Raw genomic sequence first — 20,850 nt, 5'->3', positions numbered from 1 at the left:
AAGCGCGGCAACGTGTGGAGCTGACGAATACTAATCGGTCGAGGGCTTAACCTATACAATTTAACTCACACTTTACGCAAGTTTCGTATCTAGTTTTCAGGGAATAAACAACCTCCTATATGGCGGTCGTGGCGAAGGGGTTAACGCACTGGATTGTGGCTCCAGCATTCGTGGGTTCAAGTCCCATCGATCGCCCTTTTCCATGTTGGGGATTAGCCAAGCGGTAAGGCAACGGACTTTGACTCCGTCATGCCTAGGTTCGAATCCTAGATCCCCAGTTTTAATTTCATACGCGGTCGTGGTGGAACGGCAGACACACCATCTTGAGGGGGTGGCGCTCACAAGGCGTGAGGGTTCAAATCCCTCCGACCGCATCCTTCTTGAAAACACAGAAAAATCCCGCAACAACGGGATTTTTCTGTGTTTTTGCATTTTCGTTTCGGTAAATAAATGGATGAAGACCGAGAGTGGGTGGCATCTGATTCTGGGCAAAAGTGTTGGTTGCAACGTAAGCGTCAAACAGCCCCCACCATGCGATCATGATGAGGGCTATCGTATATTGTAGTTATTGTTGTTTAAAAACGCGGCAAACAAACGGCAGCGTCGGCGAACACGAATCAAGGACAACACGTTGTATGGCTGGATGAAGAAGTTCGGTGGTGAGCCGGAAATCGCTCAGCAGCAAGCGTACAAGTCGGAAGATCACCAATTGCGGGGAATGCAAAAGCAAATACGAGAACTACAAGAGGAGAACGAAATCTTAAAAAAGGCCATGCGCTTCTTCGCGAAAGACCGTCGGAAAATATGCTTTCATCCACGAATACCGCTCCGAGTACCGGCTGGAGAAGTTGTGCAGAGTAATGAATGTATCTTGCAGCGGATATTACAAATGGCGTGATCGCCCCGAAAGCGAGCGAGAGCGTCAGCACAAAGAATGGATGGAGCAGGTCAGGGAAGTGTTCGCCGATTCCCATCAGCTTTATGGAGGTCCAAAGGTCACACAGAAGCTGCATCAGCAAGAGTCAGTATTTCGGAACGGACCGTGACAAGGATCATGAAGAAGCAAGAATAGGCGGTCTAGAACCGTCAAGAAATATAAAGCCACAACGAATTCCAAGTACAACCTGCCGGTACAAGACAACGTGTTGAACCAAGACTTTACGGCAAGTAAACCGAATGAAAAATGGGTGACGGATATTACGTATGTCGCGACCGGTGAGGGCTGGCTGTACCTGGCAAGCGAAATGGATCTATACTCCCGCAAGATCGTCGGATGGCATATGAGCGACCGCATGACAAAAGATCTGGTGCTGCAGGCGCTGAGGCAAGCCTACGGCCGTCAGCAGCCCGATGGAGAAGTGTTGCATCATTCCGACCGCGGCAGCTAGTGCGCCTCTCAAGACTACCAGAAGCAGCTTCAGGTCTATTCCATGATGGGGAGCATGAGCCGAAAAGGAAACTGCTACGAGAACGCTTGCATTGAATCATTTCACAGCATCATCAAAAAGGAACTTATCTACTTGAACAAATATGAGACCCGTGCTGAGGCGGAGAAAAGCATCTTTACATCAAAGTTTTTTACAACAATGAGCGTATTCACTCGACGATCGCTTACTGTACGCCGACTGATTTTGAACGGCAATTCTACTTTAATACGGTAAATCGTTAAACTGTGTGTCTACTATCTTGACAGAGGTCCAGATTCTCAGCGCCTCGCGACGGGCAGTACTCACAGAACGATGGCAACGTCCATAAGCCCCGTACGGTACAGCCACATGTAGGCATTGGACTGGGCGTCGACTCGTCCGCATGGGCAATGCCCTTCTCCAGCAGATGCATACGCATCCGGTCAGTAAGGCGAACGAGCCGCTGCTCCGGGACGTAAATCATCCGGTTTGCGAGCGTCTGCCGCGAAAGGATGAGACCGAGCCGCGCGAACTGCTGCTCCTGCCTGTACAACGGCTGGCTGTCCACATACTTCTGGCTCATGACATGCGCCAGAATGGACGGGGAAGCTAAGCTCCCCGGGGAGACGGCTTCGGCATGGAAGGGTCACGATGGGCGTACGAATTTCTTCGCGCCTGCAATGACGACACCCGTAGACCTACCGCATGTGACGCACGATCTTGACTTCCACGGGAACGATTTTGAGCTCGTTACGCGTCTCGATGCTCATCTCGTGTAGCCGAACCGCCGCAACACACGCATGTCCACTCATCTTCAGGCAGCTCGTAGTGAATGGGCTCCACCGGGAAGTGTTCGAGCTTGGCCTCGCGTTTTCCGGGTTTCTTGCGGGAGTAGGTGACCTTATCAAGGGAAGGCTCTTCACCTGCCGTCGTCGCCAGCGTCTCGGCTTCGTTAAAGAGATTCAGTGTGAGTTGATCGGGATGCGTCTTCTCTCTCGAGGCACCGGAACACTTGTGCTGCGCCAGACGGAACTGTTCTTCGTACCACTTCAGCTTGGTCGTAAGCTCGGCGATTTGTGCATCTTGTTCCGCGATCTTCGCTCCATAGTTTTCGGTTTGGGATTGAACATTCGCTCGATTTTCCATACGAGATGAATTCAAGAAGCGGACCTGCTTTTCCTGGCGAAACGGCGAACATTGCCCGTTAAATGACCGAATGGCCGTAATCTTGGCGTGCGCCTGCCGCTGGCTGAGAGAAAGATCGTCGAGCAGCCAGCGTAGCTCACGCGAAGAGACGGCTGTGGTGCGCTCCGTGCCAGTCGGCCATTGAAATGTTCCACGCTCAAGGCGGCGATAGAACAGCCCAAAGCCGTTGTGCTCCCCGTACAGATCTTTAGTTGATTGCAGAATACGAACAAAGAGGGAGCGAACGGGTCGAGGACGAAGCCCTCCTGAACGAGGGCGGCATGACCGTCGATGGACTTGCGCAGATCCGTTGACCACAGGCAAGGTAGACGCGATGGCTACTTGAGAGCGTCAGCATAGCGGCTCTAGCGCCTGTACGATAAACTGGAGTAAGGCGGGGGGAGAATCCGGGACAAAGTTCTGTGATTTTTTCCTTTATTTCGTCAGAAATAAAGGGCATTTTTGCATACGAAAACCCCCAGTACGACTGGGGGTTCAGGAAAGCTTATAGCTATGAGTAGTCAATCCTTTGACCTCCATGATAAGATGAGTGCCGGTCTGCCAACCGCACAAAAGAAATCAAAGGAGAGCAAAGGATGGACAACAGCAGTCTAGCACATACGAAATGGAACTGCAAATACCATATTGTATTTGCACCGAAATATCGCAGACAAGTGATTTACGGAAAGTTGAAACGGGAAATTGGAAGGATCATTCGTCAGCTGTGTGAGAGAAAAGGGGTAGAAATTCTGGAAGCGGAAGCATGTCTGGACCACATTCATATACTAGTGAGCATCCCCCTGAAGTTAAGTGTCTCAGAATTTATGGGCTACCTGAAAGGAAAAAGCTCGCTGATGATCTTCGATCAATTTGCGAATATGAAATACCGATACGGTAGTCGCCAATTTTGGTGCCGTGGGTATTACGTGGATACGGTAGGTCGAAACAAAAAAAGTGATTGAGGCGTACATTCGCAATCAACTTAGTGAAGACAAGAACTACGAGCAACTCACGATGAAAGAACTCATCGACCCGTTTACGGGGGAGTCGGCCAAAAAGGGTAGGTAACGTAGCCCCTTTAGGAGCCAGCCCGTGAAAGTCTCGCGGTTGGCAGACTTTCAAAATGCTGAAAACCATCCGTCAATTGCCTCTCAACTTGCTTTTCAATACGGACTACGGCAGCAGACTAGTTGTCGTACCAAATCCGCCGCGGAACGCCTCCCATTTGTTCAAACATTTTTTAGGGCTTCCAAGAAGAAGCACTCCTGATTCTCTGCTGGTGTGGGGGGACACGAATGCTGCATTGCTGTAAGGAAGTGATACGACCAGCAACTTTTAGGTCAACAGCCGACGCCCTTGACTACCTCCATGGTGGCAAAATCCACTTGCGCTTCACCTGGCGGATGTTCTAGAAGCTCATTAGTTTTCGCACGCCCTAGCTCCAGCCCGGTCTTTCTTTTGCATACATAAGTGAGCACGGTTCGTTACCCACCTGTAAATTGATGTTCATCACGAAACCGTTGAAAGATTCGCACTCCAGTATGCCGCTATTTGCGAAGGAGTAACCGATCTTCCTCCAGCCATGTATCAATAATGTCTGTAAACGGTCCTATCACGAGGCTCATTGAATCCCTTGAAACGTACAAATCGTTTCTATCCGAAAGTTGTCCTCGCGGGTCAAATTTATCGTACTCGCGAGAACCGAACATTCTGCAAACTGCACGGTATACGGCTTAGCGGACCAGCCAGCTAATCTTTGCCATTTTGGAATCGTCCAGCAAGTCTTAATTATGTTTAGATTTAACAAATTCTTTAATTTTGAGTACCATATATTCTACCATTTCATCTGTCAGGCCAGGATAAACACCTACAAGGAATGTGTCATTTAAAATTTTGTCGGTATTTGTTAAATCTCCATGAATCCTGTACGTAACTCCTTGAAAAGCAGGTTGCCTTGTTAAATTTCCAGCAAACAACATACGTGTTTGAATTCTATTAGATTCTAGATAATGAACAATTCCATTTTTTGTAAATCCGACATTTTCACGAAGAGTTATAATAAATCCAAACCAGCTTGGCGTAGAATTTTTAGTTGCTCTAGGCAAGATGAAATAATCATTAAGATCTTTCAATCCTTCTGAAAGTCGATTGAAATTTCGTACTCTTGCCTCAACAAAAGAAGGCACTTTCTTAAGTTGTTCAATTCCAACAGCAGCTTGCATGTCTGTTACTCTAAGGTTATAACCAATGTGTGAGTACGTATATTTATGATCATAACCGTATGGTAGCGTTCCAAGCTCCCAGCCAAATCGTTTTTTACATGTATCATCACATCCGGAAGGACACCAGCAATCTCTTCCCCAATCTCTGAAAGATTCAATAATCATTTTAAGCTGAGGATTATTTGTATAAACGGCTCCCCCCTCCCCCATTGTCATATGATGTGGGGGATAGAAGCTAGATGTGGCAATATCGCCAAATGTACCAGTCAATTTCCCGTCAAATTTTGATCCAAGTGCATCACAGTTATCTTCGATTAGCCAAAGATTATATTTCTTAGCAAGATCAACTACTTTGTCTAGCTCAAATGGATTACCCATTGTATGGGCTATCATAATGGCTTTGGTTTTTGAAGTAACGGCACCCTCAATTCGGTCTACCATGATGTTATATGTTCCTAGCTCAACGTCGACAAAGACAGGAACTGCCCCGTTCTGTACAATTGGAGTGACTGTTGTAGGGAAACCAGCCGCTACGGTAATCACCTCGTCCCCAGGTAGTATTTGACGATCTCCTAGCTTAGGTGAGGTTAGTGCTGAAAACGCTAATAAATTTGCTGATGATCCTGAGTTTGTTAGCAAAGCATATCTAACACCTACATACTCTGCAAACTCTTTTTCGAATTGCTTACTAAACCTTCCTGCGGTTAGCCAGAAATCCAAAGATGAATCGACAAGGTTTTTCATTTCTCTTTCATCGTAAACACGTCCGCCATAGGCAATGGAGGATGACTCTGGATTAAAGGACTCTTTCTTCTTATGAAATGTTTTATAGAACATCTCTACTTTAGAAAGTATCTCAAGTCTCATGATCTTCTCTGCTAGTTCTCTAGGCAAATCTCTTAAATAAACAACTTCTTTCTTTTCAACATACTCCTTTTCTCTTACATCAAGTAGAACATTGGAGGTATCGTCACCCTCAATATCAATAATCAATTGAAATTTTGGATCGGAAAGTTCTTTTATACTTAGTTTTAGAACTTCATATTTTTCCATTGTTACATTTGTAATAATAGCAAATTCATTTGTTGATTTCTTTTTTACCAAATCATTTATTTTCAACATCTGCTCCACTCCTTTGATGTGTGCTACTAACTTTAAAGCTCCAATATTTATGACCAGCGAAACTAAGTAAAGTTGTTAAGAATAAAAACTCTCTATACCATATATTCGACATGAGAGTCTGTTTACCCTTCAAGTATTTTATGAGGTGGAACAAAGAGATCGATTTCAAGCCATTTTCTCTGCGATGAACATCGCTCCAGTGTTACGTTTGGTTAATAAAAAATCACTATATGGAGCGCCAGTTGAAGTCAACTTTCAAGCAATGATTTATTCGTTAATCGCTAGGATTGTGGAGCGAGTTTCGACAATCAATGATTTATTGAAACGACTTCGTGATGACATCCTGTTTAGCATGGATTGTTTTTTTCCCTAGCTGAGAAGATCCCTTCTGCAGCTTCATATTCTAGACTCATTCAGAAAATAAGTCAAAGTGATGTTCTTGAATCCATTCAGGAACAAACTTTTCAGCAAGCCCTGAATGAGGGCTTTGTTACAGAAGATACTGTTGCGATTGACGGTACACATATCGAAGATCGAGACCAAGCGCCGGCAAAACTGGATAAGCCAGAACCCAAAATGAATCTTACGCTACCTTAAGAGGGGAGATTCCACTTGCCCTACAATGGGGAGTGAAGAAAAGTAGCGAAGGAAAAACATGTTTTGGTATGGATACAAAGGTCATTTGGCGGTTGGATCCCAGAGTCAATATAATCTTGGCTCACTGCTTTCTTCGGGAAATCTTTTCGACGGGATCGCAGCTTAAGGGTTATGCGATCAAGTATACCACAATGGACGCAGTTTACGATTACGAACCGATCAACAAGCAAGTTCGTTCGTTTGAAGGAATGTAAACGTTGTCCGTTGGCTCAGGATACACTATGTCAAAGAGTTTACAAGTTAAAGTTGACAACAGATCTTCGCAAATATACGGCCCCAGCACGTGGATCGCAGTCATGGAAAGATATTGCGAAGAAGAGGTACGCGTCGAACGAGTCAATGCTTATTTGAAAGAGTTCTTTCAGCTAAACAATGTACGGTTTCGGAAAGGACAAAAAGCTAAAGTTCATTTCAATCTTGTAACTCTGACATACAATTGCATGAAATTAGCTTATAAGAAATTTGTCAAGTGATACATAAGTCACCTAAAATACTCCGCAATATCATATTTTGGATAATCTTTTAAATTAAGATGCTTGCTCCTTAAAGCACTCAAATCTTTATCATCTATCCTAAGGATGTGATCTGCATGAGAGCAAATCAACTTCCCATTAGGATTAACAATAATTTGTTTTTCACTGTTAAAAAGCTTTAGACAATAATCAACATCAGAAAACGATGTTTTGAACGTCTCAACATCAAAGCAATTTACATTTTCAAAGTTTTTTTTGCTTGTCATCATTCCCAAGTATGAAAGGGCGTTTACATTATGCAACAAAAACCCTTTGCCATAGTATCCTGGATAATTTGCCTGTTCATCTTTCATTCCATGTTTTATTGTGGTTGGTGTGGTAAAATATATTCCTTGGCTTTCCACTTTTTTTCCTGTGGTGTTAAGAATTTTCGATCCTACTGCACCTACGTTATCTAATTGGCAATAGCCCAATAATTCTGAAATGTATGAACTGTCAACACACCTGACGCTTGAATGTAGGAATAATAAATACTCCCCAGTTGCTGCTGAGACAGCAATATTAAAACTTTCAAATATATCTAAATGATCAGTAGAGATGTATCTCAAATTTTCAGCATAAAAGGGCTTTCCTACAATAATAATTTCATGGTTTTTATATGAATCCATATTTATAGAATTTAAGCAGTATTTAAGCTCTGTTGAATTTTCATTGTAAATGATTATTGAAACTTTTTTAATACACAAGCTAAATATGGGCCTGTATCTGCCTTTTTGTGAATATTCAATAATGCTGACTGTGCGCGTAGGCTCAAATGAATTAAAGTAGCTTGATAATGTACGTATAGCCGATTTTTGCGCATAGTCCTTGTTGTCCATGGTTTGCGCCACAGAGTTTGAATGAACTCTCCAATGATACAATATTTTTCTTATGTGCAGTACAAGATTTGCCTGTTTAGTAGCGTTTAAAACAAGATCATAATCCTGACTTCCGTCAAACTCACTTCTTAATCCTCCAGTTTTTTTTAGTAATTCTCTTTTTATAGTTACAAAATGGCAAATATAATTTAGACAAAATAAGTAATATGGGGAATAGTCAGGCTTAAAAAAAGGTGATTTTCTTTTTCTGTTTTCAATCATATCTTCGTCAGAATATATAAAATCAGCATCTCTATTCTCATTAATGCCCTTAACCACTTCAAACAGTGCAAAAGGAGCCAATAAATCATCATGGTCTAAAAAAGAGATGAAATCTCCCTTTGCTATAGATATGGCATGATTGGTATTTTCAGCTATGCCATAATTTTTATCAAGTTTAATGTATTTTATTGATTTGTTCTCGAACGACTTAACAGTCTTTTCTAAATCAAAATCATCACTGCTTGCATCTGCAAGGCATAATTCAAAATTTATATAGGTCTGTGCCAGAACAGACTGTATCATTTCAATCAGAAACTTTTCAGGTGTGTTGTATAAAGGGCAGACTATACTTATAAGGGGCTTGTATGCAAATTGGCAAGTTTTTTGCTTTTCTAATGTATTTGCATTGGGCTCATGTTTTTTTATCCATAGAGGATAAAATATGGTTTCATTTATTTTTAGAATAACTTTGCGAAATACATACTTCATTCCATATTTTTGAAATGCGGTTTTAAATTTGGGGAAAATACGCATGGATACATGAAACCCCTTATATAATCTATGTGATTTCTACTGCATGTTTTTTCATAAAATCAACTCAAATCAATAAATTTTAAAGTTCGGGTGTTTCGGCTATTTTTAGAACAGCCAATGCATGAGCTATTGGATTGTTATTGGTTTTTTTGCCTAGATATATATCAATAAAATAATTCATCTCATTGATATATTTATCATTTGGTAATTCTTCATATTTAGCAATAATATTGTTATTCTCTATGATGTTACCCTTTGCAAAATCAAACTTAACAGTGGCTCTCTCTGAAAAAATTTCTACATAACGTTGGGTTTCTTTTCCAAAATAATCCAAATGAAGTTCGATAATCTTGTCTTTATATTTGCCAATATAAACGGCTAGGTCTTCACTGTCTATTTCAAGATTAGAGTAGTTACCGAATACGTTAAAAACTTTTAGTGGAAAGCCAAACAAATCAACTAGGTAGTCCCATTCATGTATTATATCAATGCAAACACCGCCACCTTGCTTTTTAAAAGCGCTGTAAACTTGTCTGTAATCAGCATCCGGACGCCAATTAGGTAGATAAGACGAACAAATGCTACGTGCAGAATATACAGTGTTTTTTGAGACAAAGTCTTTTACCGCCCCAAAAATTTTAGTATACCTAAGGGGACAAGCTATATAATAGATGCTGTCAGTTGATAAATTTAGTTCTTCTAAAGCTTTGCTGCTGCTTTCAAATAGCGGCTTCTCAATAAAGAAACATTTAGAAAAGGCGCTAAGCTCTGCTATTGTTTGAAAGTGTAGACTGGTTGGGTTTGCTATAAATATAATATCATAGGGGGGAGTTAATTCGTCTATGCTATAAGCTATATTGATATTATTATCAATAGGTCTACCTTTTGAATGGCGCAATGCTGTTATATTTAACGGAATACCTCTATTGGCACATACAGTGGTCAGATTGTCTATATGTCTTTTACCTATAGAGCCTGTCCCAACAAAGCAAACCTTCATTACTGATTCCCCTCAATGTGATCGATTAATTTTAAAGTGTATAAGTCATCAATAAAACTATATCTAGCAACATCTTTGCCTTCGATAACACCAAAGAATGTTAAAATTTCATCCGTATAGGCATTTTCTATTATGTTATTGCTGTATCTCTGGTCTTTTTGAATTTCTTCATAAGTTTGAATTTGTTCAAATTGCTTTGTATCTAGATTCAGAATTTGTAGGGAGTTTGGTGTTCCTTCCCAAACTATATATAAATCCTCGGAAAAAACGACGAGTCTACGAGTAGGCTTACGTGATACAACATCAACACATACAGAACCAGTTGAACCAGATGTGTGCTCAAAGGTAACAAAATAGTAATCATTATAATTAACTTCAAGTTCACTGATTTTCCCTTTGGAAACTGTAAAATTCTCAACCTGTCCCATGGCACTCAGTATCCATGGAAGGTCGATTGCAAAAATTTCCCGGCAAGCATTGCTTCTTATATCGTTTACGAAGAAATCCTTATAATTTTCCCATGGATGCCAATCGGGAAGGTACTGCCCCGAATGATAAATATAATTTACCTTTTTATTTTTTGTTGCATTTATTACATATTCAAGGTCTTTTCTGTATAGCAATGTTGATGATAAAAACAAGGTGAGATTGCGCTCGCTAGCCTTTTTGACTAATTCCTCGTATTGGTCACTTATGAGATTCAGCTCTGTAAAGACGTGTAGACCCAAATCAAGACATGTGCTGATTATTTTATGGTGTGAAGTTGGAGAAGTACAAACAAAGCAAGCATCAAGCCTTACATCTAAAAAAGCCTCATCAACTGATGGGTATGATTTTAAAATTCCAATGCTAAGAGCTTCTTCACGTCTTTTTTCTGAAAAATCAACACCATATACTTCTATGTCAGTAAATGCTTTCATTAACAATCTAGTTCGTCTTTTTCCCATTGAACCTAATCCAATAACCAAAACTTTCATGATTCATCACTCTTTCAAAAATAAAAGTTAAAACATAAGACTATCTAATTCTTCTTTATCTAAAAATGGCCACATATCATGCAATGCTGGTGTTGAAAATGTGCCATCTTCATTCATACGAGACATGACCTTTGGAGAAACCGGATCATCAAATTTTTGAAGAACCTCCAAGAAAGCGCGGCCCTTTTGTTCAAATAACCATTTCAAAGACTCGGCTATTTGACCGTTGGTTTCACATTTTTTATATGGAAATGAAAAAGTTTCAGCCACTTTTTCAAATGGAGGAAAACTTAGTCCAGAATCCTCAGTGCAACCAATGTATACTCCATTAAAGAAATTCTTTGAGGTTTGTCTAATGGCGCCGTACCCTTCATTATTAAAAACAACTATTTTAGCTGGCAGATCATAATGTGCAATAGTTTGTAGCTCTTGTAGATTCATCATGATATTGCCGTCTCCAGTTAGACAGATTACCGTATGACCTGATGCAACAGCAGCGCCAATTGTTTCTGGCAAGTCCGCACCCATTGAGCCGCAATTATTGCTAGCAACTATACGCTGTTTCTCTTTTTTTACGCCGATTTGAAGTTTTGCAGAATTGGCCGTATTAGCTCCCAAAATAGATATACTGTCTTCAGGTTCGTATTCTGCATATACTTCCCAAAATTTGTATGAAGTAACTCTTTCTTCATCAGAAACTGACTTAGCTGGTTCAAAGGGAGAAAATCTGTTTTTTAACATTTTACAATAATCCAGCCATTCTTTTGAAACAGAAATATGTTCTGTGGTTGGTAGTACTTCTTGGAAGAACAGTGATAAATCTGTATGAACAAAATGTTCTATATTAAAACTAAGCTTTTTCATTTCATCTTCTTCGATGTCAATCATAATAATCTTGGCACTAGGCGCAAAATATTCTGGTGCAAATCCTGTTACCTTGTAACCAAGAGGAGAACCCAAAGATACGATAACATCTGCATTTTGAAGTATAAAATTACCAGGCCTTGGGCCTATAGAACCTGACATTCCAAAAAACAAGGGGTCATCATAAAACATTACATCTGCGGCAATACATGATGCAATAACTGGAATTCCTGTCTTTTTTGCAAACTCGCGAAACTGCGCGGTGTTTCCACTGTTTACAACACCATTGCCTGGCAACAAACAAGGTCTTTTTGCATCTTTGATTAGACTCCACATTTTGTCTAAAACGTCCTTACTTGCATATGGAAGTTCTATGTAATTATTATCCTCTACAGGATAAAGCTCGTCTTCATTTACTTTTGCACTTTGTACATCAAGCGGAATGTCTACCCATACAGGGCCGCGTCTACCGCTCATTGCAATATTGATTGCTTTTTGCACCTCACGCTTAACAGCAAGGGGGTCTTTAATCATCACAGTATACTTGGTCATGTTTTTAACTGAGTTAATTATGTCAAATTCCTGAATACCTCTATAACGAAGATTATTAAGACCGATGGCTTCTACTGTTGTTGCATATCGAACTTGACCTGAGATTACAAGCATAGGAAGGCTGTCTTGCCATGCACCCAGTACTCCGGTAATGGCGTTTGTTCCGCCAGGGCCGCTTGTCACGCAAACCAAAGGCATTTTACCGCTGATTCTTGCATATGCATCTGCAGCCATGGAGCAAGCTTGCTCATGGTGATTAAAGTACTTGTTTATTTTGTCGTTAAGTGCTAAGGCATTATTTAAATGCATTGCACCACCACCTACAACTGCAAAGCTATCTGTTATACCATTTTCAACAAGTATATCCATTATTATATCAGCGACTCTTCTCATTTCTATGACTCCTTTGCCATTCTATTTGCATTTGTATTCCTTTTACTAAAGAAATTAGATCTAGATCTTTTCCGTACTCAGTCTTCAACCTATCATTTGAGCCTGTGTACTCCTTGTTAAATCCATCGCTCAAAAGAGTAATTTCAAGTGAGCTGTTTGTTTGCCTGCGCACTTCCTCCGCTATTTGAAAGAGAGTATAGCGTGTACCTGAGCAAGAGTTATAATCATGATATTTAAGTGGTGATTCAATTAGAAACTCTGCAATTTTTGCAACGTCGAAAACGTGCATATAATCGAAATAGCAGTCTTGTCTAATCGTTATAGGCTCATTATTATCACAACAGTTTATGCAATGAGTTATAAACTTGGAGTAATGATCTGTGGGGCCGTAGCAAGCAAAAATTCGCATATTAACTATGTTCTGGGACTTTAATGCTATCTCATTCATTATATACTTACCAAAACCGTATATATCTTTTGGAATACTTCTGCCAAACTCAGTTTCCTTTATAGACGAAATATCCAGAGTTTTATCAAATTCGGCACCTGAGCCAGAGTAAATCATTTTCCCATAAAGATCTTGGCATCTTGATAAATTTAAAAATCCGGTTAAGCTATCTTTTAGCATATTAGACTCTGCATCATTTTCTGAATTTTTTACTGGGTTAGGGTTTGCCAGATGAAGAATGACATCAAACTTGCCACTTTTTAAATATTCATAAACTGAATTTGAGTCTAATAGGTTTAGTTCCTGCCTAGAAGGGGTCCAAACATCAAATTTTTCAGTTAATATGGGATAAATATTTCTACCAATGAAACCAGTTCTGCCAGTGATAAGTATTTTTTTCATGAAAACCTCGAATTTTATTATTGACTTAGTCTATCATAAAGCATGATTGCGAACAAATCTATATCATCATCTTTTCCATGTGCAGAATTAGCTTTGCGTGTTTAGTGGTATATAAAACAAGGTCATAATCTTGACTTCCGTCAAATTCACTATTTAAGGGACGTATGCATGAAACTCTTATATAATCTATTTGATTTCAACTGAAAAATATCTCTGTGCCATACATTGGTCTTTTTTGCGTTTTGAAATTCTAACATTTCCTGTGCTATCCCTAATGACAACACTATCTGATTCTATTGCCGTATTGTGTACTAAAGCATCAACTCCAATTGAAACTCTAGCCCCAATAGGTTTGTTCCCGATTATTTTAGCTCCAGCTCCCAAAAATAAACCTTTACCCAAACAAGGTGCTGGGTTTCCATTTCCATCTTCATCTGTATTAATTGTTACATTCTGGAAAATTACTAAAAAATTTGAATATGACGCATTACCGATAATGGTACCCACAGGATGTCCAAACAAAAAAATATCTGGCAGTCCTGATTTGTACGAGTAAAACAATCCGTTTAAAGTTTTATTTAAAAAGATTAATTTATCACACAAAGGCCTATTTTCAGATATTTTCCATAAACTATTGGATAAAAAAAACAAAAACTGACTATATTGATCAGAATGAAGATGTGAAAAATAAGCTTGTCCATCTTGGGAAAAGCCTCTTAAAGTAATATGTTTAAAACAATACTCTGTACGTTCAAGTGCAAGATCAATTGCCGAGTCTACATCTTGACCTTCAAACTTATATTTGTCAGGAAAATAAAGATTAAGTTGAGAAGATATATAATTTTTAAGTTCCGCTTTTGTAAGTGACGTAATCATGTAGCCATTATCCCTCCTTCATTTTACGTTTCTTAAACACCCACAGTTTATTCAGACAATAGTTCAAAGGGATTGTGAATGGCAAAGATATAAATGGTGCAATATACTTATTCAAATGTAGTATATCAATATATAGATATAAAAGAACTATACCTAAAAACAAATTTAAAGTATATACACTAACATATTTTATAGCTCGTCCAGGAGCTTTTGACTTTGCCTGGTTTTTAAAAACCCAAAAACAGTTCAGCAGGTATCCATTTAATACACTTAGCCCAAAAGAGGTTAAATTTGCTACCTGATGATGAACATTAAGATAAATTAAAAAAGCGTATATTAAATATGACAGTATCATATTGATAAGGCCAACAATAGAGAAATTTAAAAACTGCATTATCCAAGGGAATTTTGTGAAAATATGCTTAGTAAATGGAAAATACTTAATAATATAATCCGTTAGTTGTTCGTTACTCGTTTCTTCCATCTTCGGCCACCGTATCAAAATTAATTCGTTCTTTTTCAACTACTAAAGGTCTTTTGGTTACTCTTTGTAGAATTTCATAAATATATTCTCCAATAATGCCAACAAAAAGCAGTTGAATAGAGCCTAAAAAGAAGAGCCCGATGACGATAGGGGCTGTTCCAATATCAAAACTGTTCCAGAAAATAATTTTTAGTATAAAATAAAATAGTCCCACTAAAAAACATAAGCCAGAAGTCAAGAAACCCATGGTTACAGCGAATCTTAGAGGTGCTTTTGATGTATTGACAAACGAAGTTATGGCAGTATCAAAATATCTAATTAAATTATAGCTGGATTTTCCTGCTTTGCGCAGAGGTTGAACATATTCAAAAAATCCAATTTCATATCCAAAGTCAGCAATCAGGTTTCTGAAATTTGGAGAAGGTTCTTCTGCACTTCTCATTAAATCGACTACTTCTTTATCGTATAAACCAAATCCGGTGACGTGGTCATATTGAGGAGCGTCTGAAAAGCTTTTAATTAACTTATAATACAGAGACCTGAAAGCAAATTTTAATTTACTTTCCTCACTTTTATGCTTTTTTCCCCAAACAACTTTATAGCCTTGTTTCCAGAGCTTTAGGAACTCAGGTATCAATTCTGGCGGGTCCTGAAAATCACAGGCAAGACATATATTGCAGCTGCCTGTTCCAGCAAAGAAAGCATGGCTTCCAGAACGACCAGGTCCGAAATTCCTAGTGTTAAATATAACTTTAACATTCTTATCTTCTTTTGCAATGTTTTTTAATATTTCGCGGGTATTATCTTTTGAACAGTTGTCTATAAAAATGTTCTCATAGGAATAATCGGGTAACTCCTGCATGGTTTTTTTAATAGCCATATACATGTTGTACACGTTACCCTCTTCGTTATAGCAGGGGACAATTATGCTGATTCTAGTCATTTCTTACTCCTATCTTCTACAAATACTGCAAGCAGAAATTAAATCGGACATCTTCCCTAATAAGGCATCTTAGTAAATGTGTTTAAATTTTTGGGTGTGAGACGTACCTGATTCTAAAAAGAAGTTCTTGTCTGTATGTTGTCATATATTTTCAAATGATTATCCATTTCCCCTCAGAGGATTCCAAAATTCCGATATCTGCTCTTCCATACATTTTATAACATCACCGTTTGCAACAAATACTTTTGACCATTCTACGGTCTTTTCAACCGCTTTTTCTATATCCCAACGTGGTTCCCAATTTAGAGCCCTTTTTATCTTTGAACAATCAAGTTTCAAGAAATTTGATTCATGTGGACCTTCATTTTGACCTGTATGCCATGTTATTCCATCTCCCCAGTTTTTACAGAAAAGGTCTGCAAGTCTGCCTGTGGTAATACAGTCGCTATCGTTTGGTCCCACATTATAAGAACCTTGAAAATCAAAATTTTCATACTGCTTTTTTATAATTTCAAGATAGACGCTCAATGGCTCTAAAACGTGTTCATATGGGCGGACTGAATTAGGATTTCTAACAAAAATGTCCTTTTTGTCTTGTGCAGATCTTACACAGTCAGGAATGATTCTATCAACCGAAAAGTCCCCCCCACCGATAACATTGCCAGCTCTAGCCGTAGATACGGGCAATTTTCTCTCGCGAAAGAAAGAACGTTTATAGCTATTAGTAACTAATTCTGAGCAAGATTTGCTGTTGGCATAAGGCTCAAACCCATCTAGACTGTCGTGTTCACGATAGCCCCATTCCCACTCGTTATTATAATATACTTTATCGGTGGTTACATTTAAAACTGACTTGACACTGTTTGTAAGGCGAATGCAATCCAATACATTTACTGTACCCATAATATTTGTTTCATAAGTATAGACAGGGTCTTTATAGCTCTCTCTAACTAGAGGCTGTGCCGCCATGTGAATAACAATCTCTGGCTGTTCTTTTTCAAAAACCTCCATAAGTTTCTTAAGATTTCTTATATCCTCAATATACGATTTAACAATGGTGTCGATTTTACATGCATGATATAAACTTGGGTTTGTAATTGGCTCAAGTCCATAACCTATAACCTTGGCACCAACATCTGATAACACTTTGCAAAGCCACGAACCCTTAAAACCTGTGTGGCCTGTTATTAAAACAGTTCTATCTTTATAAAATGATAAATCCATCATTGTCACCATACTTTCCAAGGTGCGTTGTCTTCTCGCCATAGCTCTTCCAGTGTGTTTTTATCTCTTAGTGTATCCATGCATTGCCAAAACCCCTTATGTTTGTAGGCTGCAAGGTTATTGCTTTCTGCTATCTGTTCAAGTGGTTGTCTTTCAAAAATGGTATCATCGCCCTCAATATAGTCAAAAACTTCGGGTTGCAAGACCATAAAGCCACCATTAACCCAACCACCGTCTTCTACGGACTTCTCTTTAAAGCTTGTAATTGTATGATCTTTGTCAATATTTAAAACTCCAAATCTGCCTCCTGGTTGTATGGCAGATATGGTCGCAATCTTTCCATGTGATCTATGGAAACTTAGTAGAGCAGGGATATCTATATCACTGACCCCATCACCATATGTAAGCATAAAAGGCTCATTTCCTACGTACTCTTTTACTCTCTTTATTCTTCCGCCTGTCATGGTGTTAAGCCCTGTGTCAATAAGTGTTACCTTCCATGGTTCTGCAAAATTGTTATGAATAGTCATTTTGTTGTCGTTTGAAAAATCAAAGGTAATATCCGAATTGTGAAGATAATAGTCCGCAAAAAATTCCTTGATTGCATAAGCTTTATAACCGCAGCAAATGACAAATTCATGGAATCCATAGTGGGAGTAGTACTTCATAATATGCCATAATATTGGCAAATCACCAATTTCAATCAATGGTTTTGGTTTAAGATGTGATTCCTCACTTATTCTGGTGCCAAATCCTCCGGCAAGAATAACAGTTTTCATGACAGCCCCCTCTAATCTGTTAAATGTTATAAATATCTGGCTTATACTTTTTAAGGTTGTTTGGAAGAGACATCCATTTTATTACTTCTTCTAATCCTTGTCTTATGCTATATTCTGAGGTAAACCCTGTCAGTTCTTTAATCATAGTATTGTCGCAGACCAATCTCATTACTTCACTGCCAGTAGGTCTGATTCTCGATTTATCTTCTACATAACATGCATCTATGTTCATTATTTCTTTTACAATTTCAAAAACCTGTCCTACGCTATATTCTGTATTTGAACCTATATTTATAGTTTGTCCAACACACTTGTCGTTTTCAGAGAGAAGGATTAGCCCCTTGCAAGTATCCAAAACAAAATTCAAATCTCTTGTTGGTGTTGGATCTCCTAACTTTATCTCCTTTGTGCCATTCAATAATTGAGATATGATTGTAGGGATAAAGGCTCTTGCAGATTGTCTTGGTCCGTAGGTATTAAATGGTCTTGCAATTGTAACTGGCAGTTCAAATGAATTGTAATAGCTCATAGCCAAAGCATCCGCCCCAATTTTACTAGCACTATATGGAGATTGTGGTTGAAGGGGGTGAGTTTCGTCTATGGGAACATATTTTGCTGTACCGTATACCTCACTAGTGGACATTTGTATAACCTTGCTTACGTTATTTTTCAATGCCGCTTGGCAAATGTTCAAACACCCATTAACATTAGTATCTATGTAGCTGGCAGGTGCTACATATGAATATGGTATAGCGATCAAAGCCGCCAAATTGAATACGGTGTCAATTCCTCTTGTTATGTTGTCGCAGAGAAAAGAATCCCTTACATCACCGCTGACAATTTCAATGTCTTTTTTGCAATCAACGTCCTCAAGCCATCCCCAATCATTAGCGGAATTATAAATTGCAAGGGCTCTGACATTATATCCGTGTTTAACCAACAACTCTACCAAATGTGAGCCAATAAACCCATCTGCACCTGTTACTAATATATTTTTAGCATTCATAGATTTCACCTTTCTATTTTGCTTCATTTTACTAAGGAATTATAATAGTTTGACACTGTAAAAGTCAATGTATACACTCTTCTGATGTCGTTGTTCTGTGATAGTGTCACCCTATAACTGTTCTGAGATAATGTCACTATGGGACGGGAGATAATCACATTGACTAACACAGAGATGAAGAAAGTACTCGTTGTGGAAAAAATCTTAGATAGACAATTGACAAATGTGGAGGGGCAGCGGTGTTGGGGATAACTCCCCGCCAAGTTATACGCTTGAAGAAAAAGTACCTGGAAGGGGAGCGGCGGGAATTGTTCATCAGAACAGAGGCAGAAAGCCCGTTCATGCTTTGGAGGATAACCTAAAGGAACGTGTGGCCCAATCGTACACAAACAAGTATCACTGCAGTAATAGTTGTCATTTAGCCGAACCATTCGAAGAACATGAATCTATTACACTCAGCAGTCCGAGTGTTCGGCGGATTCAATTGGAGCGTGGCATGAAGCAAGCTAAGCAACGGCGGCGTAACAAGGCTCATCAGCCGCGCAAACGTAAACCTCAAGCAGGCATGCTCTGACAGATCGATGCTACGCCGTATGCGTGGCTTGAAGATCATGCTTCTGCCTTCGCTTTGCATGCAGCCATTGATGATGCCACAGGCACTGTCGTAGGGGCTATCTTCTGTCAGACAGAATGTCGAGAAGGCTATTCGCTTGTATGCAACAAGGAATCATCAAGTATGGGGTTCCTTTAGGCTTATATAGTGACCGACATACCATCTTCCGTTCACCGAACGAAAAATTATCGCTAGAGCAAGAGCTTGCCGGGGAAACTAAGCCTCTCTCTAACTTCGGTAAAGCGATGGCTGAACGTCACATTGAACACATCAAGACCGTAACTCCTCAAGCGAAAGGCCGCGTAGAACGACTCTGGGTAACCCTTCAGGATCGTCTGGTCATTGAATTGAGGTTGTTGGGTGTAACCGCGATTGAAGAGACAAACCAAGCCCTTCCGCGGCTCATTCAGAAGCATAACCGCCAGTTTGCAGTGAAGGCCACAGAAGCTGAATCCGCCTATGTGAAACTGGATCCGAGCATCAAACTAAGCTATATCTTTACCATTCGCGAGCACCGAAAGTTAGGCACAGGAAATACGCTCTCTTACGGCGGAAAGCTCTATACGTTAGCCAAGCCAGCTTCTTTTCCGTTCAGCACTAAAACGACTGTAGAGGTTCGTGAAACTTAGAAGGTAACCTCATTCTCTGGCATCAAGGTCAAGCCTTTGAGCTTAAAGAAACCGAAAAGGTGCAACGCATAAAGGAAATAAAAAAGGCGAGTTCTGCGCAGTCACGCAAACCCGCGGCAAGCCTTCCTTGGAGGGCTTGGAACACGGAACACTCTCAGAATAATATAAAAGCCAAAGCAGTCCAATCCCCTAAAATGGGGTCTTGGACTGCGCAGAAAGACATTTTCATGAACAAGTTAAGGTGACATTTTCTCAGATAATTGACAGGATGTAAGCCAGTGATGGCTTGAATAACCGGATTTTTTAAAAAATTCAATTTGACTTCAAATGAAAGTAGATGGGTTCGTGATTTCGCCGTAACAACGACTCCCAGTAACATTGTGTAATCCTCTATAATATGATAAAGTTCTTGTGTGTAGGATTATTTTACATGTGAGGATTTTATGAAACAGTTTGATTCGCTAACTGGCTTGTATTTTTTTGCCGCATTCGCTATTGTAATTAACTATTTAGAACCCGTAATATTCAAGATTGACAAAAGCGTACCGTTTATGAGTTTCTTTCATGGGCTGGCACTGCTCGGGATGTCGCTGTTTTTTATCCTGAGTGGGTTCATCATCCATTACAATTACAACAGCAAGATCATTACGTCCGAGGGCGGTACATATAACTTTTTGGGGGCACGGATTGCAAGAATTTATCCTCTTTTTGTTCTAGCTCTTTTCTATGATCTGGCTTCCGGAAATTTTCTACTATACAGGAATGCCGCGGAACGAGCTAAAAAACCATAAGGCAATCCCCTACTTTCTGACAATGACACAAAGCTGGTTTTATTTGTTTATAGGCAACCATCCGATAGCATTTCCCTTTGAAAATACCCATGTTGCCTGGTCGATCAGTACAGAGTTTTCTTTTATCTATG

Annotated in this window: 15 protein-coding genes, 3 tRNA genes and 5 pseudogenes; 8 read left to right on the top strand and 15 right to left on the bottom strand. The window is 39.5% G+C overall.

The genetic code is table 11. From position 1 onward, the window contains the following. Positions 1-122 precede the first annotated feature (122 nt). From AC0LWT_RS07995 to AC0LWT_RS07985, 3 genes are all read left to right on the top strand, one after another. Positions 123-195 (top strand) — tRNA-His (locus AC0LWT_RS07995). A gap of 11 nt (positions 196-206) precedes the next feature. Next, positions 207-278, top strand: a tRNA-Gln gene (locus AC0LWT_RS07990). Between the two features lie 14 nt (positions 279-292). Continuing rightward, positions 293-374: transfer RNA gene (locus AC0LWT_RS07985), tRNA-Leu, on the top strand. Here the strand turns inward: AC0LWT_RS07985 and AC0LWT_RS07980 are convergent. After that, on the bottom strand, positions 356-541 hold the full coding sequence (locus tag AC0LWT_RS07980) for a hypothetical protein (protein WP_474680687.1): 186 nt from the start codon (positions 539-541) through the stop codon (positions 356-358). The genes AC0LWT_RS07985 and AC0LWT_RS07980 overlap by 19 nt on opposite strands. 601 nt (positions 542-1,142) lie before the next feature. Here AC0LWT_RS07980 and AC0LWT_RS07975 point away from each other — a divergent pair. Beyond that, positions 1,143-1,388 carry a DDE-type integrase/transposase/recombinase gene (locus tag AC0LWT_RS07975; protein ID WP_474680686.1) on the top strand — a complete coding sequence of 82 codons (246 nt, stop codon included), beginning with the start codon at positions 1,143-1,145 and terminating at the stop codon, positions 1,386-1,388. 313 nt (positions 1,389-1,701) lie between these two features. Here AC0LWT_RS07975 and AC0LWT_RS07970 read toward each other — a convergent pair. Continuing rightward, a pseudogene (locus AC0LWT_RS07970) lies at positions 1,702-2,552 on the bottom strand (transposase); the annotation flags it as partial. Between the two features lie 105 nt (positions 2,553-2,657). Then, a pseudogene (tnpB, locus tag AC0LWT_RS07965) lies at positions 2,658-2,896 on the bottom strand (IS66 family insertion sequence element accessory protein TnpB); the annotation flags it as partial. 291 nt (positions 2,897-3,187) lie between these two features. On the opposite strand from tnpB, the pseudogene tnpA reads away from it, so the two are divergent. Then, positions 3,188-3,659, top strand: a pseudogene (tnpA, locus tag AC0LWT_RS07960) (IS200/IS605 family transposase). A gap of 716 nt (positions 3,660-4,375) precedes the next feature. Here tnpA and rfbH read toward each other — a convergent pair. Next, positions 4,376-5,935: a lipopolysaccharide biosynthesis protein RfbH gene (rfbH, locus tag AC0LWT_RS07955; RefSeq protein ID WP_474680685.1), complete on the bottom strand. Its 1,560-nt coding sequence runs from the start codon at positions 5,933-5,935 to the stop codon at positions 4,376-4,378. Positions 5,936-6,316: 381 nt separating this feature from the next. Here rfbH and AC0LWT_RS07950 point away from each other — a divergent pair. Beyond that, positions 6,317-7,065 (top strand): annotated as a pseudogene (locus AC0LWT_RS07950) (transposase); the annotation flags it as partial. 8 nt (positions 7,066-7,073) lie between these two features. Here the strand turns inward: AC0LWT_RS07950 and AC0LWT_RS07945 are convergent. The 11 genes from AC0LWT_RS07945 to AC0LWT_RS07895 all read right to left on the bottom strand — a co-directional run bounded on the left by AC0LWT_RS07945 (position 7,074) and on the right by AC0LWT_RS07895 (position 18,686). Then, on the bottom strand, positions 7,074-8,738 hold the full coding sequence (locus tag AC0LWT_RS07945; RefSeq protein ID WP_474680684.1) for a glycosyltransferase family 2 protein: 1,665 nt from the start codon (positions 8,736-8,738) through the stop codon (positions 7,074-7,076). Positions 8,739-8,817: 79 nt separating this feature from the next. Next, positions 8,818-9,738, bottom strand: a complete 921-nt coding sequence (locus AC0LWT_RS07940; protein ID WP_474680683.1) for a Gfo/Idh/MocA family protein — start codon at positions 9,736-9,738, stop codon at positions 8,818-8,820. After that, positions 9,738-10,715, bottom strand: a complete 978-nt coding sequence (locus AC0LWT_RS07935) for a Gfo/Idh/MocA family protein (protein WP_474680682.1) — start codon at positions 10,713-10,715, stop codon at positions 9,738-9,740. Before AC0LWT_RS07935 ends, AC0LWT_RS07940 begins: the two co-directional genes overlap by 1 nt. A gap of 27 nt (positions 10,716-10,742) precedes the next feature. Further along, positions 10,743-12,524, bottom strand: coding sequence for a thiamine pyrophosphate-binding protein (locus AC0LWT_RS07930; RefSeq protein ID WP_474680681.1), 1,782 nt, complete (start codon positions 12,522-12,524; stop codon positions 10,743-10,745). Further along, a complete protein-coding gene (locus AC0LWT_RS07925) occupies positions 12,508-13,374 on the bottom strand; it encodes an NAD-dependent epimerase/dehydratase family protein (protein WP_474680680.1) in 867 nt (288 codons plus the stop codon). Before AC0LWT_RS07925 ends, AC0LWT_RS07930 begins: the two co-directional genes overlap by 17 nt. Positions 13,375-13,560: 186 nt before the next feature. Continuing rightward, positions 13,561-14,250, bottom strand: coding sequence for an LbetaH domain-containing protein (locus AC0LWT_RS07920; protein WP_474680679.1), 690 nt, complete (start codon positions 14,248-14,250; stop codon positions 13,561-13,563). 7 nt (positions 14,251-14,257) lie between these two features. Next, positions 14,258-14,644: a GtrA family protein gene (locus AC0LWT_RS07915; protein ID WP_474680710.1), complete on the bottom strand. Its 387-nt coding sequence runs from the start codon at positions 14,642-14,644 to the stop codon at positions 14,258-14,260. A gap of 73 nt (positions 14,645-14,717) precedes the next feature. Beyond that, a complete protein-coding gene (locus tag AC0LWT_RS07910) occupies positions 14,718-15,677 on the bottom strand; it encodes a glycosyltransferase family 2 protein (RefSeq protein WP_474680678.1) in 960 nt (319 codons plus the stop codon). A gap of 159 nt (positions 15,678-15,836) precedes the next feature. After that, a complete protein-coding gene (rfbG, locus tag AC0LWT_RS07905; protein ID WP_474680709.1) occupies positions 15,837-16,913 on the bottom strand; it encodes a CDP-glucose 4,6-dehydratase in 1,077 nt (358 codons plus the stop codon). After that, on the bottom strand, positions 16,907-17,680 hold the full coding sequence (rfbF, locus tag AC0LWT_RS07900) for a glucose-1-phosphate cytidylyltransferase (RefSeq protein ID WP_474680677.1): 774 nt from the start codon (positions 17,678-17,680) through the stop codon (positions 16,907-16,909). The genes rfbG and rfbF overlap by 7 nt, the downstream gene beginning before the upstream one ends. Before the next feature lie 19 nt (positions 17,681-17,699). Next, the gene (locus tag AC0LWT_RS07895) at positions 17,700-18,686 is read right to left on the bottom strand and encodes an SDR family NAD(P)-dependent oxidoreductase (RefSeq protein ID WP_474680676.1); all 987 of its coding nucleotides are present in this window, start codon (positions 18,684-18,686) and stop codon (positions 17,700-17,702) included. A 159-nt stretch (positions 18,687-18,845) separates the two neighbouring features. On the opposite strand from AC0LWT_RS07895, the pseudogene AC0LWT_RS07890 reads away from it, so the two are divergent. Then, a pseudogene (locus tag AC0LWT_RS07890) lies at positions 18,846-20,173 on the top strand (ISNCY family transposase). Positions 20,174-20,371: 198 nt separating this feature from the next. Beyond that, positions 20,372-20,719: an acyltransferase family protein gene (locus tag AC0LWT_RS07885; protein ID WP_474680675.1), complete on the top strand. Its 348-nt coding sequence runs from the start codon at positions 20,372-20,374 to the stop codon at positions 20,717-20,719. The last annotated feature ends 131 nt before the right edge of the window (positions 20,720-20,850 follow it).

The organism is Paenibacillus sp. sgz302164 (assembly GCF_056120505.1).
The sequence above is the reverse complement of the archived record's forward strand: the minus strand, read 5'-3'. Positions and strand labels throughout refer to the sequence as shown.

Excerpts from the sequence above, each read along its gene's own strand:
- AC0LWT_RS07980 (WP_474680687.1), bottom strand. The coding sequence starts at position 541 with ATGATCGCATGGTGGGGGCTGTTTGACGCTTACGTTGCAACCAACACT.
- rfbH (WP_474680685.1), bottom strand. The coding sequence starts at position 5,935 with ATGTTGAAAATAAATGATTTGGTAAAAAAGAAATCAACAAATGAATTT.
- AC0LWT_RS07945 (WP_474680684.1), bottom strand. The coding sequence starts at position 8,738 with ATGCGTATTTTCCCCAAATTTAAAACCGCATTTCAAAAATATGGAATG.
- AC0LWT_RS07940 (WP_474680683.1), bottom strand. The coding sequence starts at position 9,738 with ATGAAGGTTTGCTTTGTTGGGACAGGCTCTATAGGTAAAAGACATATA.
- AC0LWT_RS07935 (WP_474680682.1), bottom strand. The coding sequence starts at position 10,715 with ATGAAAGTTTTGGTTATTGGATTAGGTTCAATGGGAAAAAGACGAACT.
- AC0LWT_RS07930 (WP_474680681.1), bottom strand. The coding sequence starts at position 12,524 with ATGAGAAGAGTCGCTGATATAATAATGGATATACTTGTTGAAAATGGT.
- AC0LWT_RS07925 (WP_474680680.1), bottom strand. The coding sequence starts at position 13,374 with ATGAAAAAAATACTTATCACTGGCAGAACTGGTTTCATTGGTAGAAAT.
- AC0LWT_RS07920 (WP_474680679.1), bottom strand. The coding sequence starts at position 14,250 with ATGATTACGTCACTTACAAAAGCGGAACTTAAAAATTATATATCTTCT.
- AC0LWT_RS07915 (WP_474680710.1), bottom strand. The coding sequence starts at position 14,644 with ATGCAGTTTTTAAATTTCTCTATTGTTGGCCTTATCAATATGATACTG.
- AC0LWT_RS07910 (WP_474680678.1), bottom strand. The coding sequence starts at position 15,677 with ATGACTAGAATCAGCATAATTGTCCCCTGCTATAACGAAGAGGGTAAC.
- rfbG (WP_474680709.1), bottom strand. The coding sequence starts at position 16,913 with ATGGTGACAATGATGGATTTATCATTTTATAAAGATAGAACTGTTTTA.
- rfbF (WP_474680677.1), bottom strand. The coding sequence starts at position 17,680 with ATGAAAACTGTTATTCTTGCCGGAGGATTTGGCACCAGAATAAGTGAG.
- AC0LWT_RS07895 (WP_474680676.1), bottom strand. The coding sequence starts at position 18,686 with ATGAATGCTAAAAATATATTAGTAACAGGTGCAGATGGGTTTATTGGC.
- AC0LWT_RS07885 (WP_474680675.1), top strand. The coding sequence starts at position 20,372 with ATGAAACAGTTTGATTCGCTAACTGGCTTGTATTTTTTTGCCGCATTC.